Raw genomic sequence first — 16,393 nt, forward strand, 5'->3', positions numbered from 1 at the left:
CTTTTCTGTAAAAAATCCCAAATCAGATTAATTATATCACACTTCAAAATAAAAAGCTACTATTTTTACAGAATTTATATTTATTTTTTTCTTTATACAAAATATGACATAATAATTAAAAAAGACCTGCCATTTGACAGGTCAGAATATTATTTCATCGAGTCGATAAACTCTTTTATTGAACGTTCCGCAGCATCATATCTTTTACGGAATTCAGCGGCAGAGATTCTCATTGCTCCGTTTCCGAGAATTATCATCTGCTCGATACCGTCAGATGTCGCCACTCTTACACGATGATTTCTCGAAAGCTCATGTGTAACTCTTTCTATATATGAATCAGCAGTTTCCGACTCCTTTGTGTAAACTATGTTTATGTTGCAGTATTTCTCAACTTCACGGTGCCTGCCCTTTACTTTATATGCGTCAAATACAAGAATAAGCTCGCTACCATCATATCCCTGATAATTGCACATACGATTTATAAGCTCACTTCGCGCGGCATCAAGATTATCCTCGGATATCTTTTTTAGGTCTTCCCATGCAAAGATTATATTGTAACCGTCCACAAGAAGATAATCAGGACCTTCATATTTTGGCAGTCTTACCTTTTTATAATCAATACTTACTGCTTTTGACTTTTTGAAAGCTCTTACAGGATCACGGTTTATCTTGCCGTATGTTCTTTCAAATATCTCCATGAGCTCTTCATCGCTTACTGCTTTTTCAATAAAATGTTGTACTTTTACACGTTTTTGCTCCGAACTCTCCTCGTCAATATCCTGAGAAATTCCAAGCGGCAGATGCATATGCTCGTATACCTCGTTCCACTTTACAACATAACCTGCGCCATGAGAACAGAACACAGAATCAGCACAGTTTTCGGTATCGCTGTCGCAGTCATATCCTATAGCTGCAATTACTTCAGCTGAATTATGACATTCCCTGTATCCGGCTACATTGAATGAAAGCTTTCCCTTTCCGTGTGTATAGGCAATGACCTCGGACTGATAATCATTTATCTCGGAAACAGGAGCACTTCCTGTTATCAAAGACATTTCTCCGTTATTTTCAGGTGTATCGAACTCAGCAGACATATGCTGAAGATCTGAAATTGCTCTGCCAACGTTTTCTGTCGGTATTTCAAGTTCATAGTTATAATATGGCTCAAGAAGTACAGACTCTGCATTTCGAAGCCCTTGTCTTACAGCTCTGTATGTTGCTTGTCTGAAATCCCCTCCCTCAGTGTGTTTGAGATGTGCTTTTCCTGATACAAGAGTGAGTTTCATATCGGTTATGGGAGAACCTGTAAGTACGCCTACATGAATTTTTTCGGCAAGATGAGTAAGGATAAGTCTCTGCCAGTTTCGATCCAGTTCATCTTCCGAACATTCAGTATCAAAACGAAGTCCGCTTCCTAATGGCAAAGGTTCGAGAAGTATATGGGCCTCTGCATAATGGCGAAGCGGCTCGTAATGTCCGACACCCTCAACGGCGTTTCTTATTGTTTCCTTGTAGGTAACAGCGCCGTTGCTGAATTTAACAATATAACCGAATTTTTCTTCTATCAGTTTTGTAAGAACTTCAAGCTGAACCACACCCATAAGCTGTATATGTATTTCACGATTCTGCTCGTTCCAGAGTATATGAAGCTGAGAATCTTCATCTTCCAGCAAGCGCAGTTCTTTTATTGCGTCGTAGATATTTTTGTCGTCAGGAAGTATTATTTTATAAGTCATAACAGGTTCAAGAAAAGCCTGTCTTGATTTTTTTTCAATGCCGAGACCTTGTCCTGCATATGTTCCGTTAAGTCCTGTAACTGCACATATCTCCCCTGTATGAACGGTATCGGCAGTTCGGAATTTCTCCCCCGAATAAAACCTGATAGAACTTACCTTTCCACTTGCTTCATTGCCGTCAGCGTCTGTATATATAAGTTCTTCCCTCATTTTCAGCTGACCGCCTGTTATTTTCATATGAGTTAGCCTACTTCCTTTGGGATCATAGGATATTTTATATATTTTTGCACCGAATTCATTTTTATATTCTGTTTCGCATGTGAATCTGTCAAGGAGATTTATAAAGCCTTTTATCCCCTCCATTTTAAGTGCAGAACCAAAATAACATGGAAAAATACGCCTTTCAGCTATGGCATCTATTATACTTTTATCATCTATGTTTCCGTCAGACAGATATTGTTCCATAAGCTCTTCACAGCACATTGCTGTGTTTTCAGATATTTCAGCATCACTACCGGAGAAATCAACGCAGCTTTCAGATAATCTTCCCGAAAGATTTTTTACAATAGAGCTTTTATCTGCTCCTATAAGATCCATTTTGTTTACGAATATAAATACAGGTACTTCATATTTGCGAAGAAGCTTCCATAAAGTAGATGTATGGCTTTGTACACCGTCTGTTCCGCTTATTACAAGTATAGCGTAATCAAGAACACACATGGTTCTTTCTGTCTCGGCAGAAAAATCAACGTGCCCCGGCGTATCAAGAAGTGTGAAATAGGTATTGTCTGTCGAGAACTCTGCTTGAGAAGAAAAAATAGTTATTCCGCGTTCACGTTCTATGGAATTTGTATCAAGAGTAGAATTACCGCTGTCAACTCTTCCGAGCTTTCGGATAGTTCCTGTTTTATAAAGCATAGCTTCCGCAAGAGTTGTCTTGCCAGAGTCAACATGAGCAGTTATTCCGACAGTTATTTTTTTCATTGCACCACCCCAGAATAATGATATTACTTAATTTTAACACAAAAAAACATTTTTGTCTATATAAAATCATCACATCAGGTAAAGAAACAGAATATAATATTTCAGCATTGCTAATCCAAAAGAGAATCAAGGTGGTATAATGAAAAGAAGGAAAATGCTCCGAAGAAAGTGCATACGAAAGAAATGGCGTTTATTACTTATTTTTACAATAATATCTGTATTTTTTATTACATCTTCAATTGAAAAAAGAATAAGACCTTATGCAGTTCTTCAGGCTGAACATTTTGCCTGCAAAACAGCAAATGAAATAATTGAAAACTCTGTATCGAAATATCTGGAGAAGAATAAATTTACATATAATAATTTTGCAGCTGTGCTTTACGATGAAAAAAAGAAAATAGCCTCCGTAGAGACTATTCCGTATACTATAAATAAAGTGCAGTCGGACCTCACTCTACTGATCAACAAAGAACTTGAAATGTCGGGAAAACGAACTGCAAAAATAGCTTTGGGTTCACTTACAAGTTCATATCTTCTGACAGGAAAAGGACCTAAAATAAATATAAAGGTTTCCCCTATGGGAGTTGCAGACATAAAATTAAAAAGTGATTTTACAGAAGCCGGTATAAACCAGACAAGGCACAGGATCTCTGCTGTTGTCAGTGTAAAAATGACATCTTCTGTGCCTTTGTACAGCTTCGAGACTGAATCTGATTTTGAATTTATACTTGCTGAAAATATTCTTATAGGCGATGTGCCTGATATATCACCATATGCTGCAGATGCGCACAGTAAATAACAAGTTTACTTGTTTCCCTCAGCACATACCCATTTTTTTCCTGTTTTGGTATGGATTTTTATATCTTTGAAGCCTGCTTTTTCAAGCAGATCATGGAATTCATTTAGCGTTGGATTGTATAAACTGAATTTTTCTATCCCCTCAATGTCTTTTTCGTCAAGTTCTGCATCTCCGTTTATATCCGCAACGATAAGGAATTTACCGCCTTTGTCAAGCACTCTGTATACTTCTCGCAGATTATTTTCGGGATCAGGCCAGAAATAAAAACTTTCAACAGTTATTATCTTGTCAAAAGAGTTATCATCGAACGGCATTTTCTCTACAGATGCTTCGATTATTCTTATTTTCCCGCTTTCGATATCCTCTTTGTTCTTTTCAATTGAAAGCTCTACCGAAAGTTTTGAATAATCCAGTCCCGTAAGGATACCGTTTTTAATTTTTTCAGACATTCTCCTTAATGTTTCTCCGCCTCCGCAGCCTATATCAAGTATCCTGTCATTTTCATTAAATTCAAAAAATCCAAGTGCCCAGCCTGTAACTGCATAATGATGCTCGTTCATTCCTTTTAGCATTTCAGCTCCTGCTTCGCCGTGCGGCTTTCGTGGATCACCAAGCTCGGTTATTGATTTCTGCTCTTCGCTCATTTTTACGCTCCTTAACAACCATTTTGCAACACCGTCATAATTTCAGTGCATCACCAAAGACCACAAGCCATTCACAGCCGAGATATTCCTTCAATTGAAGTGCTGCACGTGATTTTGAGGCTTTAAAAGGCATTATCTCAAGCCATTGTTCATCTGAATAAATATCACGTTGAAAAACGCAATGATACATTTCTTTGTATTTATCATAAAAAGGCTGTAGTTTTTCTGTCTCGTCAATACATGTAATGTAAAAGATATCGCCTATAAATAACTCAGTTTCTGAAACCACGGGATTATTTCTGCTGTCTTCCCTTCTTGACTCAACGAAGTCAGTCATTCCTTTTGTGATTTTGTCTGGAATATAAGAAAATTTTTCATCACCGCTTTGTACCGAATATACAGTAGGTTGTATATCGCATTCTGTAAGTTCTTCTATTAATTCATTAACTTTTTCATCAAAATAATTCGATATAAGTCTTTCACCGCTGAGTGTATCAATTATGAATGCACCGTTATATACTATCGCAGGTAGCGCGACTGATATGCCGTTTGTGACCTTGCTTGCTGTATTCCATGAACGAGCTGTAGCATACGAAAATATCATCCCGTCATTTACAAGCTTATTGATAACGTTATTTGTAAAATCTGATGTTTTCTGCTCGCTGTTCAACAGTGTTCCGTCAAGATCTGAAAGATAAATTGTTTTTTTATCCATTTTTCTCTCCACACCGAGAAAGGCTGACGTAAAACGACAGCCTTTTAATTATTATTCTACTGTAACGCTCTTTGCAAGATTTCTCGGCTTATCAACGTCGTATCCCTTTGCGACGGATACATAATATCCAAGAAGCTGAAGCGGTATTACTGCAAGGCTTCCAGCAAAGTGAGGATCTGTCTGTGGGATGTATACTGTAAAATCAGCAAGGTCTTCCATGCTGTAATTGCCATAGGTTGTAAGTCCCATAAGTGAAGCGCCACGGCTCTTTACCTCGACCATGTTGCTTACAGTCTTTTCGTAAAGCTCCTGCTGTGTAAGAACACCTATAACAGGGATGCCTTCTTCGATAAGGCTGATAGGACCGTGCTTGAGCTCACCTGCTGCGTATGCCTCAGAGTGGATATAACTGATCTCTTTCATCTTGAGACTTCCCTCAAGACCAATAGCATAATCTATGCCGCGTCCGATAAAGAAAGCGTCCTTAGCACCTGCAAGCTTATTTGCATACCACTGTATTCTCTCTTTATCTTCAAGTATCTTTTCGATTTTCTCAGGGATAGTATAAAGCTCCTTGAGAAGCTCCTCACACTTAGTCTCTTCCAGCTCACCGCGAGCAACAGCGAACTGCATTGCAAGGAGATATCCTGCTATAAGCTGTGTGCTGTATGCCTTGGTTGTTGCAACAGAGATCTCGGGACCTGCAAGTGTATAGAATACGCTGTCAGCTTCACGAGCAATAGAAGAACCGACAACATTAACGATACCAAGAGTCTTGATGTCCTTGTCCTTAGCTTCTCTGAGAGCAGCAAGGCTGTCAGCAGTCTCGCCTGACTGACTGATAATAATAACAAGGCTGTCTTTTACAAGAGTCATCTTTCTGTATCTGAACTCAGAAGCAAGCTCAACTCTAACAGGGATAGATGTAAAATCTTCAATAACATACTGAACAGCCATACCAACATGATAAGCACTTCCGCAGGCAACGATATAGATCTGGCTGATCTTCTGCATCTCTTCATCAGAAAGTCCAATTTCTGAGAAATCTATCTTTCCGTCCTTGACAACTGAATTGATAGTATCACGAACTACCTTAGGCTGTTCGTGGATCTCCTTGAGCATGAAGTGCTCATAGCCACCCTTTTCAGCAGCTTCAGCGTCCCATTTGATCTCTGTGAGAGGCTTCTGTATCTCTTCACGGTCAATATTATAGAATGTTACATCGCCCTTTACGAGTCTTGCAATCTCCATATTACCGATGTAGTAAACATTTCTTGTATACTTGAGGATAGCAGGAACATCAGATGCAACATAAGTTTCGCCATTAGCGATACCGATTATCATCGGGCTGTCCTTACGTGCTGTATAGATCTCACCCGGGAAATCCTTGAACATAACACATAAAGCATAAGAACCTCTTATACGGATCATAGCACGTGCAATTGAGTCCACAGGTCCGAGATTGTACTTCTTATAGTAATAGTCAATAAGCTTTACAGCAACCTCTGTATCAGTCTGGGAATTGAAAGAATAACCGCTTTTTGTCAGCTTTTCACGAAGTTCCTGATAATTTTCGATTATTCCGTTATGAACAGCGATAACGTTCTCATCATCACTGCTGTGTGGGTGTGCATTAAGAGCAGACGGCTCACCGTGAGTTGCCCAACGGGTATGACCGATACCGCAGTCACCCTTTACAGCGTCACCGTTATTTGTCATTTCCTTTAAAACCTTGAGCTTGCCCTTTGCCTTTACTACCTCTGTTTCCTTTTCACCGTCACGAACAGCAATACCTGCTGAATCATAACCTCTGTATTCAAGCTTTGAAAGTCCGTCGAGCAGTATTGGTGCTGCCTGAGCACTTCCTGTAAAGCCAACGATTCCGCACATAAATTCTTTCCTCCAGAACTTTTTATTTGATAGTTTTCGCACCGCATCCATGCGGCATCAATAATACACCATATTAGGTTTATTATACAACAAATCGTAATACTTGTCAACAGATTTATTGTTCAAAAATTGCGCACATATAATTTGTATAATTTACATCGCTTCACTGCTTATTGGGCTGATTTGTTTTGGGAATAGCTGTTTTTTCGACTCTTTTATACAAAAAAGTATCGGTATTCTTTTCAAGTCTGAAGCTGTCTTTTTTTCTGTAATCAGCGGCTCCTGTTTTTTTATGAACCGATTTCATGCTCGATTTCATTACAGATACAGCTATCAATGCAGAAATAAGTCCTATCATTAGGCACACAAAGAATGTAAAAACAACATTATGTTCTCTTTTACTGTTTTCGTTATCTGATATATCAGCATTTACATTTATTTCATCTGAAGCAATATCATCAAGTTCTGTCTCATCAATATCGTCATAATCGTATTCATCAATATAATCAAAATCATACTCATCTGCATAAGCGGTAAGTATATGGCTGTTTATTTTATTGTCATATCTGTTTATTCCGCATATTCCAAGCAAAACAATTATGGAAGCAGCAGAGGCAGCAATTCTTTTTAAATTCATCGTTCAGCCTCCTAAAAAATTAAAAATGACAATCCAAAACAAACTGCCGTAACACAAGCAGCAATGCCGCAGAACCACTTTGCGGCAGCAGAACTATCAACAGGCAGATCACCAACAAATTTTCCTGTCTGTCCGTTCATTGCAAATGTGTATTTATTGCCGTTCCATGAAGTATTCAGTATCCAGACCGGGTACAGTGCGTATTTAGCTTTCCCATTGCTGAGAGAAATATTACCGCTTTCCTTTGTAAAGCTGTTATATCCGTTTACAGTACCTGCAAATACTTGTTCTGTTGTATTTTTTATACGGTTATTTGCTCGTTCAATGCTATCTTCAGCGGTAACATCATATTTGTCAGCAAGATATCCTGACAAATATGCAGTCTGAAAATCAACAGCATCTTTAAAATCGAATGGTTCTATGGATTCCATAAGCTCGTCCTGCATTTTAGTTGAACCGTCAACGGGAACGAGTTCAAATCTTATATCGCCTTCTCTTTGTACAGAGTAATAGCTTCTTTCGATATAATTGAAACTGTTGTCGTTCCAATGACGAATTTTTTCGCCTTTATAAAGCATATTTGCGTGTGCGTCAGCATCAAAAAGCCAAACAGGTACATAAACTCCCTTTATCTCATCTATATGATTCTGATCTTTAAATACCTTAGGTAGAAGCTTTCTTCCTTCAAGATGCTTGTTAAGTGCGGCTTTTGCAGCATTTTTGTCAAATTTGAACGGTATAACGTAATCTGGTTTTAGGGCACCTGAAAAGCTACCTGACATTACAACAGGATTATCGCAGTAAGGGCATTTTGAAGCTGCGGTAGTTGAATCGGTTATTATCTCTCCTCCGCATGATTTACAGGTATAAACGCACATTTCTTCTGTTTCGCTGTCTTTCCATTCGCTGCCTGCGCTTGTCTCCCAGTTCATTTCGTCTTCCTTTTGAGATTCAAGAGCATTGTCGTGATCTATTAACGATTCTACGTCAAATTCCGACTCACAAAACGGGCATTTCATTTTCTGAACACCGCTGTCAAATTCGAGCTTGCCGGCGCAGGCAGGACACTTATATTCAATTATACCCGACATAAATTCACCTCTGATATACCAGGGTATGGTATTTAAAACGGGCGGACGCCATGATCCACCCGTTATGTATTATTTACTTTACAATATCATCATCTGTGAAAGGATCGCCGCACTCAGGGCAGAACTTAGGAGGATTCTTTGGATCCTCAGGTTCCCAGCCGCACTTGTCGCACTTATAGAGTGGTGCGCCCTCGGGCTTCTTCTTTCCGCAGTTAGAGCAGAATCTTCCCTTATTAACAGCACCGCAGTCGCAAGTCCAGCCGTCGGGAGTAAGAACTACCGGCTTAGGCTTTCCGCAGCCTGCACAGAACTTGCCTGTGTTTGTTTCGCCGCATTCACACTTCCATGAATCAGCTGAAGGAGCTGCAGCAGCGCCTGTGGGAGCAGCAGCCATCTGAGGAGCCTGATTCATCTGGTTCTGCTGAGCCATATTAAAGAGTCCCTGAGCATTCATACCGCCCATCTGCTGTGTCATGCCCATGCCGAAAAGTCCCATAGCAGCGCCGTTAGGATTATTTGCAGCATTCTGCATAGCCTGAGCCTGAGCTTCAACAAGAGTTGCAGCAGCATTACCGGGATCACGATTCCATGCTCTGTCCTCAAATTCCTGAATTCTCTTTGTATCTTCCTCAGAGATAGTAGCGGAATTGATATTTACAGTCCAGAGTTTAAGACCTCTCTTTTCGCTCCAGATAGGTGCAACTTCTGTCTCGATAGCAGTCTTAACTTCTCTCTGTCTGCCCGGGAGTTCATCGTATCTGATGCCTGATGCAGAGATAGCTGCAAATGCAGGCTGAAGTGAATCGAGGAACTCGCTCTTGAGCTGATTGTCAAGCTCTGAACGCATATAACGGTCTGTTATGTTACCGCATACATTAACGTAGAAAAGAACAGGATCAGCGATCTTATATGAATAGATACCATTGCAGCGAACACCTACAGTGAAGCTTCTGCCAAGATCCTGATAAGCCATTCTGAAAGGAACAGGGTTCTGAGTACCAAACTTGTTATCAAGCAATTCCTTCATGTTGAAGTAGTAAATTCTCTGATCCTTAGCTGCAGTACCACCGTGCTTGATACGATCCCACATTTCTTTGAAAGTCTCCTTGAGACCTGCACCGAAGCTGCTTGAGAAAATACTTGGTGAAGTACCGGTTTCATATTTGTATACGCCTGGCTGTGTAGCGATCTCGGTTACAACACCCTGATCTACCATTATCATAGCCTGACCTTCATGTACAACGATTCCGCTTCCATCGGAAATAACATTCTCATTTCCCTTTGTGTTTGAAGAGTGCTTGCCAAGCTGCTTTTTCCCTCTTACAACGAGTACATCTGTTGGAATAGAATCACATACAAAGAATTCCTGCCATGTATCAGCAAGAGTTTGACTTGCTCCGACGAGAGCTGCCTGAATAAGACCCATAATTATAGCTCCTTTCGGGAAATAATCCCTATAAAATAATATTTAGCGAAAAACTTCTGTTTTTCGTTATATTCATGTCAGTATCCGACTAACATAATAATTATAACATATTTCTTATTGAAATGCACTACCCTTTTGTCAATTTTTTATGTTTTTGAATATATTTTTATTATTTAACAATATTATTCCCAGTTTTTCCATATATCAGGGCAATAACCCAAGGTGGCATTTTTACCGTTTCTGACTACAGGAGTTTTGATTATTTGTGGATTTTCAAGTATTTTCTCTTCTTTATCTTCATCTGAAAGATAATTAAGAAGCGTCAAAAGTTCTTTATCCTTGCTGTTTTCATTAAGCAGATTATCTGTACCGCCCAAAGCCTGCTTTATACTGTTGAACTCACCGCGGCTCATACCTTTTTCGTTCATATCTATAAATTGATATTTGATACCGCGCTCCTTGAAGTATCTTTCTGCTTTTTTTGTGTCAAAACACTTTTTTGTACCGAATATCTGTATATTCATTATTTATCCTCCGAAGCAAATGCTATATCCATATTATCAACTGTTTTCGTAAGTTCAAATTCAACACTGTGAAGGTCAAGTCCGTTCTGAGCGAAATACAGTCTGATCGCTGTAAATCTTGAGAAAATAGGCAGTTCAAGTGAAAACGATACAGGCTTTCCGTTTGTACCGTTCCATGTAAAAGTACCTACTGCCGTACCCATAGCGAACACAGTTACAGGTATCTGTGCAAGCGGACTTTGTTCTGAAGAAGCTGTGATCGTCATTTTAAAGAAGCCCTCGGTATCAACTGTAAGAGCAAATGAATGATTTGTTCCCTTGACACATTTAACATCAGAAAGGTCGATTTTAAGAGTCTTGACAAGATCGTAAAATACCACAGGTTCATCTGATTCGCCCGAATCAGAACCGCGATTGATTATCTCAACTGTATCTTCATCACCGATAATTCGCTTCATAGCGTGAGTATGCAAAATGAAATTCAGAATATTAGCTGCATTTCGCTGAAGCTCCGCTCTTGTGAGCGTGCCGTCCTTCAATGCGTTTTCGATATCCTCGTCTACACAAGAACTGTCAGAGCATACCATGTATACATCATTCTGAGCTTTTGCCATAGGTGCATAGAAATTTCTTTTTGGCTCTCCGCCTCTGTAATTTACATTTGCCCACCAGTCGGTCATGGTAAATCCATCAAAGCCCCATTCCTCTCGGAGGATTATCGTATTAAGGTCATAGTTGCCTGCTGTCCACAAACCGTTTATAGCACCGTAAGTAGTCATAATTGAATCGGCGTTTCCCTCTTTGACTGCTATCTCAAAGCCTTTCAGATATATCTCTCTGAGCGCACGTTCAGAAACTACAGAATCAACGAAATGACGATTTGTTTCCTGATTGTTGGCACAGAAATGCTTGATCGTTCCTGTTACACCGACTTTATGCAGTCCCTTTAATTCGGAAGCAGCCATTTTGCCTGTAAGGAAAGGATCTTCCGAGAAATACTCGAAATTTCTTCCGTTCAGGGGGTGACGATGTATATTCATTCCGGGACCAAGCAGACAATCTACCTTGTTTGCTATCATCTCTGTTCCCGTGAATTCAAAAAGCTCTTTTGCAAGCTCAGTGTTGAATGTTGATGCAATAAGTGTTCCATTGGGCAGGCTAAAAGCTTTAGTTCCGCAGTCAAGTCTCATTCCAGACGGTCCATCGGAACAACAGCCGGCAGGTACGCCCAAAGCAGTAAGTGAATTGGAAACGCCGCCAAATGCGGATGCAGTACCCGCTGTTACGCGCGGACTTCCCATTCCTTCACCTCTGATGATGCATGACAAATCGTAGTCGCTGAGCTGAGCGATAAAATCATTCATTGATTTCTTCCCGCTCAGAACATCTGCAAGCTTTATTCCTTTATCTCCTGTATACTCGATCTCCTTAGGAATACGCTCAGCAATACGTTTTGCTTCATCAACTTCACTTACAGGGACATTTTCCATACAATAAACGATACTATTATTTTTTTCACAAGCTTTAAAACGCTCAAATTCTATAACAGGAGCAAGAGCCTGCGAGCATTTTTCAATAATCTGATCTTCAGTAATATTAAAGCTGTACGCTAATTCTGGGCTTCTTACATCGTTTCCAATATAGAATTTGTAACTTCCACTTTCAAGCAGCCAGCAGAAACGATTACCTGTTATTCCACTGTCATCATAAGATGCAATATCACGTTTTGATATCTTTAACGTTACAGTCTCAGTCTCATTTGGTGCAAGTTCAGATGTTTTTGTAAAACCGCAAAGTACTCTTGAAGCTTTTCCAAGCTTACCTTGTGGAGCTTCACAATATACCTGCACTACTTCCTTGCCCTTATAATTACCTGTATTTTTTACTTTAACTGTAACAATAATTTCATTTCCTGTGCGTTCAGCTTTATCAAATGAAATATCAAAAGTAGTGTATGAAAGTCCGTAACCGAAAGGATAAAGAACTCTGTCCTTTGCAAAAGTCTCGAACCAGCGATATCCTACAAAAATATCCTCCGTATAACGATCGCATTTCTTGTCGCCGAAATACTTATCCGACGGATAATCAGTCACTTTATAAGCAATAGTATCAGGAAGTTTGCCTGACGGACTTACTTTTCCTGTAAGAACATCTGCTGTACCGGTGCCACCTGTCATACCGCCCTGCCATACATATAATAATGCGTCAGGCTTGCAGTCAAGTATATCCTGTAAGTCAATAAGTCCGCCTACATTGAGCAGAACTATGACTTTATTGAAATGCTTTCGCACTTTTTTCAGCATATCCTTTTCGTTATCTGTAAGGAGGTATGAACCTGCTTCAATACGTGCATCCTGCTCTTCTCCTGCCGTTCTGCCAATTATAACGATAGCTTTATTACTTGAAGAAGCAGCTTTCTTTACAACATCGTCATCAAGAGGCATTTCTTTCTGTGACCACGGTTCTCCGCCCCAACCGCTTCCCTGATCGAATGGATTTTCTTCGTCCCATTTGCGATAAATTCCGAGAAGTTCCTGATCAATATTTACTCCTGCCTCAATGAGTCCGTCAACTATGCCGGTAACCTTTGAAACATTTACCATACCTCCTGAGCCTGTTCCGCTTTTATAGTAATGGAGCTGAATACGTCCGAATACCGAAACAGCATCATCAACTCCGAGTGGAAGAGCGTTATTGTTTTCGAGCATGACAATACCCTCTGCAACAGTCTGTACAGCTTTTTCGATGTATTTATTCCAGTCAAGTACTCTTTTCATAATGATTACCTCGCAATATCAGAATTAATAATAACATTATATCAATTATTTCTCTAAAATGCAAGTGTTTTGTCATAAATACACAAAAAAGTAACAATATATGACATACAAAAGAAAAAGCAGTTCAATCTGAACTGCTATCTTCTTCATTCTCTTTCATAGTTATGCGTATCCATTCAGCAACAGTAGATATAAATACAGAATTAGTCGGTATATCATTAGTGCTCTGTAATGTATTCATAAATATCAATTCTGCAAGATCGTTATTATGTCTGTGCCAACCTGTTTTTATAGCGTGTCTTACTGCTCTTTCTATTGATGCTTCTGTAGTGTTATACTCCTTAGCTATCTTCATATAGATATCCTTATTGAATGAGATATTTTTATTGTCCGAAGTAACACAAATGAAAATGCCCTCACGTAAATAGCGATAGCCTTTAATATTGGGAGAAATACCAAGATTAAGTAATGTTTTTACTATTACCCCTTCAACACTTTGTTTCAATGTTAAATACGTCCTTTCGAGTGTATACGTTAATGTCTGCTCAAAAACTAAAACAGTTTTATATATGCTGTTTTTCAACTAAAATGTGAATCGAGCATGACACAATGAAATTTGATGCGAAAAATTTCTTTATAATCAAAAAATCTCGCTTCCCAATTGTCATCAAAAAACTATTGATGGAATTTATTGGGTACATATTAATTATAACATATTTTTCCTAATTATGTTATAGTATATTTCGTCGTCTTATGACGTATTTTGTCGAAATCTGTGTGTTGAATAAAAAAGAGCAGCTTTCGCTGCTCTTTTGATCAGTTTTTTATTTGTGTTGCAACAAGACTTTCTCCACAGTAAATTGAACGAAGCTTTGGCTTTTCGATCTTTCCTGTAGGATTTCTCGGAACATCTGCAAAGATGATCTTATGAGGTCTCTTGTATCTCGGAAGCTTCTGACAGAATGCAGTTATTTCCTCTTCTGTACAGCTGTGATCTTCCTTTATTGATATGATAGCTGCGGCTATTTCACCGAGTCTCTTGTCAGGGAGTCCTATAACAGCAACGTCCTTGATAGCAGGATGGCTTCTGAGGAAGTCCTCAATCTGAACAGGATAAAGGTTTTCGCCGCCGCTGATGATAACATCTTTTTTACGGTCTACAAGGTAAATAAATCCATCTTCATCTTCCTGAGCCATATCACCTGTATAAAGCCAGCCGTCCTTCAATGTTTCGGCAGTTGCCTTTTCATCACGGTAGTAGCATTTCATAACTCCCGGACCTTTAACAAGAAGCTCGCCTACCTGTCCGCGCTCGACTTCTTTACCGTTTTCATCAGCTATTCTGACTTCCCAGCCGAAGCCTGCTTTTCCTATTGCGCCGACTTTGTGTATATTCTCAACTCCGAGATGAACACAGCCTGGTCCGATAGACTCGCTGAGACCGTAATTTGTGTCATACTGATGCTTAGGAAATACCTTTTTCCAACGCGAAATAAGCGATGGAGGAACGGGCTGAGCACCTATATGCATAAGTCTCCACTGATCAAGATCATATTTGTCAAGCTCTATCTCTCCACGGTCGATGGCATCAAGTATATCCTGTGCCCACGGAACAAGAAGCCATACTATCGTACAGCCTTCATTGGAAACAGTTTCTATTATTGACTTTGGCTTTACACCCTTAAGGAGAACAGCCTTACTTCCCGAGTAAAGGCTTCCGAACCAGTGCATTTTTGCTCCCGTATGATAAAGAGGCGGTATGCAGAGGAAAACATCATCTCTTGTCTGACCGTGATGATTCTGCTCGACCTTAGCTGAATGCATCAGGCTTGTGTGATCGTGCAGTATAGCCTTCGGGAAACCTGTAGTTCCTGACGAGAAGTATATTGCAGCATTGTCGTCATCTGATATTTTTACATCAGGAGCTATACTTGTACAGTTAGCAACAAGGCTGTCATAATGCTCGGCAAATGAAGGACATCCTTCACCAACATAGAATAAAAGTCTGTTTTTGCTTATCTCGTCTGCTATCTCCTCTATTCTTCCGATAAACTCCGGCCCAAACATAAGGATATCAACTTCTGCAAGATCAAGACAGTATTTTATCTCATCGGCAGTATATCTGAAATTAAGCGGTACAGCCATAGCACCTGCTTTGAGTATTCCGAAATATATCGGGAGCCATTCAAGACAGTTCATAAGAAGTATTCCGACTTTATCGCCTTTTTTTACTCCTCTTTCAAGAAGCATATTGGCAAAACGGTTAGCCTTTTCGTCAAAGACCTTCCATGTTATCTCTCGTCTGTAATGACATTCGGGATTTGGTTCTATAAGTTCATATTCTTTCCATGTTATACGTCTTACTTCGGTTATCTCGGGATTTACCTCAACGAGAGCAACGTCGTTACCGTATAACTTTGCGTTTTTTTCAAGTAATTCTGTTATAGGCATTATTATGATCCTTTCTGCTTGCATGAAATAATGACTTTTGCATTTAAAAGTCAAAAAGCTGCAAAGCAATAAACTATCTATATTTTATCACAAAAAAGTGAAAAAGTAAATACTATTTCTATGTTTTATTAACCAAATTGAAATACACTTTTTACAGCACTTTGCATAAACAAAGGCACATCATATTATGATGTGCCTTTGTTATCAATCCTTAGCCTCATCAGAAGTGAAAACTTCTTCAGTGGGCTCTTCAACAACTTCTGCCTCAACAGTTTCTACTGTGTCATTTTCATTCACTTTAGTACCGCATTTATCGCAGAAGAGCTGATCTTTACTGATCTGTGCGCCGCAGTTGACGCAGAACATTTTATCTTCAAGAGACATGAGAACAGCTTTAAGATCATTAAGCTTATCATTTTTTTCCTTGATGTCAGTGATAGTAGATGCATATTCGCTCTCAGGATCATTGCCTATCTTTTCAAATAAAGCTTTACCAAGCTCTATGTAATCAGCATTGATGTCTGCTTCGATATGCGCAATATCACGTTTTACCTTGTTTTTTTCTGCAAATTTTTTTGAATTGCTGGATACTGTTTTAGCTCCGCGCTCAACCGACTCGCCTACTTTGCCGGCAAAACCTTTTACTGAATCAACAAAACCCATAACAATGACCTCCTGTATATAAATTTATATTCTTATTTTATCACAGTAAAAACGCA

The 16,393-nt window shown here is 39.4% G+C and carries 13 protein-coding genes; 1 reads left to right on the forward strand and 12 read right to left on the reverse strand.

All coding sequences use genetic code 11. The annotated features are described in order from the left end of the window. Nucleotides 1–149 precede the first annotated feature (149 nt). Nucleotides 150–2,720 carry a translation factor GTPase family protein gene (locus L870_RS0101710; RefSeq protein WP_028516650.1) on the reverse strand — a complete coding sequence of 857 codons (2,571 nt, stop codon included), beginning with the start codon at nt 2,718–2,720 and terminating at the stop codon, nt 150–152. Nucleotides 2,721–2,859: 139 nt separating this feature from the next. Between L870_RS0101710 and yunB the strand changes: the two genes are divergently transcribed. Further along, nucleotides 2,860–3,519: a sporulation protein YunB gene (gene yunB, locus L870_RS0101715; RefSeq protein WP_028516651.1), complete on the forward strand. Its 660-nt coding sequence runs from the start codon at nt 2,860–2,862 to the stop codon at nt 3,517–3,519. A gap of 5 nt (nt 3,520–3,524) precedes the next feature. On the opposite strand, the gene L870_RS0101720 is transcribed toward yunB, so the two are convergent. The 11 genes from L870_RS0101720 to L870_RS0101770 all read right to left on the reverse strand — a co-directional run bounded on the left by L870_RS0101720 (nt 3,525) and on the right by L870_RS0101770 (nt 16,337). Further along, on the reverse strand, nt 3,525–4,163 hold the full coding sequence (locus L870_RS0101720) for a class I SAM-dependent methyltransferase (RefSeq protein ID WP_028516652.1): 639 nt from the start codon (nt 4,161–4,163) through the stop codon (nt 3,525–3,527). A 34-nt stretch (nt 4,164–4,197) separates the two neighbouring features. After that, entirely contained in the window at nt 4,198–4,878 is a 681-nt protein-coding gene (locus L870_RS16305) for an HAD hydrolase family protein (protein ID WP_051411334.1), read from the reverse strand. Between the two features lie 51 nt (nt 4,879–4,929). After that, on the reverse strand, nt 4,930–6,768 hold the full coding sequence (glmS, locus tag L870_RS0101730) for a glutamine--fructose-6-phosphate transaminase (isomerizing) (RefSeq protein WP_028516653.1): 1,839 nt from the start codon (nt 6,766–6,768) through the stop codon (nt 4,930–4,932). Between the two features lie 163 nt (nt 6,769–6,931). After that, nucleotides 6,932–7,405: a hypothetical protein gene (locus L870_RS0101735; RefSeq protein WP_028516654.1), complete on the reverse strand. Its 474-nt coding sequence runs from the start codon at nt 7,403–7,405 to the stop codon at nt 6,932–6,934. A gap of 11 nt (nt 7,406–7,416) precedes the next feature. Further along, the gene (locus L870_RS0101740; RefSeq protein ID WP_028516655.1) at nt 7,417–8,496 is read right to left on the reverse strand and encodes a TFIIB-type zinc ribbon-containing protein; all 1,080 of its coding nucleotides are present in this window, start codon (nt 8,494–8,496) and stop codon (nt 7,417–7,419) included. Between the two features lie 73 nt (nt 8,497–8,569). Continuing rightward, nucleotides 8,570–9,922 (reverse strand): SPFH domain-containing protein, encoded by a 1,353-nt coding sequence (locus L870_RS0101745; RefSeq protein ID WP_028516656.1) that lies wholly within the window; start codon nt 9,920–9,922, stop codon nt 8,570–8,572. Between the two features lie 182 nt (nt 9,923–10,104). Beyond that, complete coding sequence (locus tag L870_RS0101750; protein ID WP_028516657.1) at nt 10,105–10,446, reverse strand: arsenate reductase family protein; 342 nt, start codon at nt 10,444–10,446, stop codon at nt 10,105–10,107. Continuing rightward, nucleotides 10,446–13,223 (reverse strand): glycoside hydrolase family 3 protein, encoded by a 2,778-nt coding sequence (locus L870_RS0101755; protein WP_028516658.1) that lies wholly within the window; start codon nt 13,221–13,223, stop codon nt 10,446–10,448. The genes L870_RS0101750 and L870_RS0101755 overlap by 1 nt, the downstream gene beginning before the upstream one ends. A gap of 124 nt (nt 13,224–13,347) precedes the next feature. Next, nucleotides 13,348–13,728 (reverse strand): sporulation initiation factor Spo0A C-terminal domain-containing protein, encoded by a 381-nt coding sequence (locus L870_RS16310; RefSeq protein ID WP_051411335.1) that lies wholly within the window; start codon nt 13,726–13,728, stop codon nt 13,348–13,350. Nucleotides 13,729–14,039: 311 nt separating this feature from the next. Then, on the reverse strand, nt 14,040–15,674 hold the full coding sequence (locus L870_RS0101765; RefSeq protein ID WP_028516659.1) for a class I adenylate-forming enzyme family protein: 1,635 nt from the start codon (nt 15,672–15,674) through the stop codon (nt 14,040–14,042). 204 nt (nt 15,675–15,878) lie between these two features. Next, nucleotides 15,879–16,337: a zinc ribbon domain-containing protein gene (locus L870_RS0101770; RefSeq protein WP_028516660.1), complete on the reverse strand. Its 459-nt coding sequence runs from the start codon at nt 16,335–16,337 to the stop codon at nt 15,879–15,881. Nucleotides 16,338–16,393: the final 56 nt, after the last annotated feature.

It is taken from the genome of Ruminococcus flavefaciens ATCC 19208, assembly GCF_000518765.1.
Taxonomy (GTDB): domain Bacteria; phylum Bacillota; class Clostridia; order Oscillospirales; family Ruminococcaceae; genus Ruminococcus; species Ruminococcus flavefaciens.

Coding starts and splice junctions, on each gene's coding strand:
- L870_RS0101710 (WP_028516650.1), bottom strand. CDS start 2,720: ATGAAAAAAATAACTGTCGGAATAACTGCTCATGTTGACTCTGGCAAG.
- yunB (WP_028516651.1), top strand. CDS start 2,860: ATGAAAAGAAGGAAAATGCTCCGAAGAAAGTGCATACGAAAGAAATGG.
- L870_RS0101720 (WP_028516652.1), bottom strand. CDS start 4,163: ATGAGCGAAGAGCAGAAATCAATAACCGAGCTTGGTGATCCACGAAAG.
- L870_RS16305 (WP_051411334.1), bottom strand. CDS start 4,878: ATGGATAAAAAAACAATTTATCTTTCAGATCTTGACGGAACACTGTTG.
- glmS (WP_028516653.1), bottom strand. CDS start 6,768: ATGTGCGGAATCGTTGGCTTTACAGGAAGTGCTCAGGCAGCACCAATA.
- L870_RS0101735 (WP_028516654.1), bottom strand. CDS start 7,405: ATGAATTTAAAAAGAATTGCTGCCTCTGCTGCTTCCATAATTGTTTTG.
- L870_RS0101740 (WP_028516655.1), bottom strand. CDS start 8,496: ATGTCGGGTATAATTGAATATAAGTGTCCTGCCTGCGCCGGCAAGCTC.
- L870_RS0101745 (WP_028516656.1), bottom strand. CDS start 9,922: ATGGGTCTTATTCAGGCAGCTCTCGTCGGAGCAAGTCAAACTCTTGCT.
- L870_RS0101750 (WP_028516657.1), bottom strand. CDS start 10,446: ATGAATATACAGATATTCGGTACAAAAAAGTGTTTTGACACAAAAAAA.
- L870_RS0101755 (WP_028516658.1), bottom strand. CDS start 13,223: ATGAAAAGAGTACTTGACTGGAATAAATACATCGAAAAAGCTGTACAG.
- L870_RS0101765 (WP_028516659.1), bottom strand. CDS start 15,674: ATGCCTATAACAGAATTACTTGAAAAAAACGCAAAGTTATACGGTAAC.
- L870_RS0101770 (WP_028516660.1), bottom strand. CDS start 16,337: ATGGGTTTTGTTGATTCAGTAAAAGGTTTTGCCGGCAAAGTAGGCGAG.